Below are 430 nucleotides of genomic sequence, written 5' to 3'. Positions count from 1 at the left end.
CTCAGGAGCCAGGTTACAGGGCACAAGTATCAGTCTGTTCTCTTCAGACTTCTTACCAGGCCATTAAGCATTTTCGCCAACTGTTCGTATTCACTACGCCAGTCTTGCCATTGATGCTCATTAATATATCCAAGGTCATAACAGTACCTTAACCAGACCCGCATCTCGTCAGCACTGCCTATCGCCATACCTATAAAGCGACAAAACTCTGCTTTGGATTTTTGTTTAGCAAACCCCTCAGCTAAATTCGCACAGATACTCTTGCTCGAACGCCTTAATTGGTCTGCCAGTCCGTATTGCTCTATTTGAGGAAAGGATAAGCTGGTCTGATGAATTTCAAGTGAAATTCGGTATGACCGCTTAAAGACATCCAACTCTTCAAATCGCTGTACCATTACTGACTCCTGAACCCTGTAACCTGACCCCTGAA

General features: G+C 44.7%; 1 protein-coding gene. It reads right to left on the bottom strand.

Going from position 1 to position 430, the window contains the following annotated elements:
• Positions 1-29 precede the first annotated feature (29 nt).
• On the bottom strand, positions 30-430 hold a 401-nt coding region (locus AC2A06_RS18885), incomplete at its 5' end, for a four helix bundle protein (protein ID WP_484381301.1).

It is taken from the genome of Serratia sp. HNCC26DJ244, from assembly GCF_057180565.1.
Note: the sequence above shows the minus strand (reverse complement) of the source record. Positions and strands in the feature narration are given on the sequence as shown.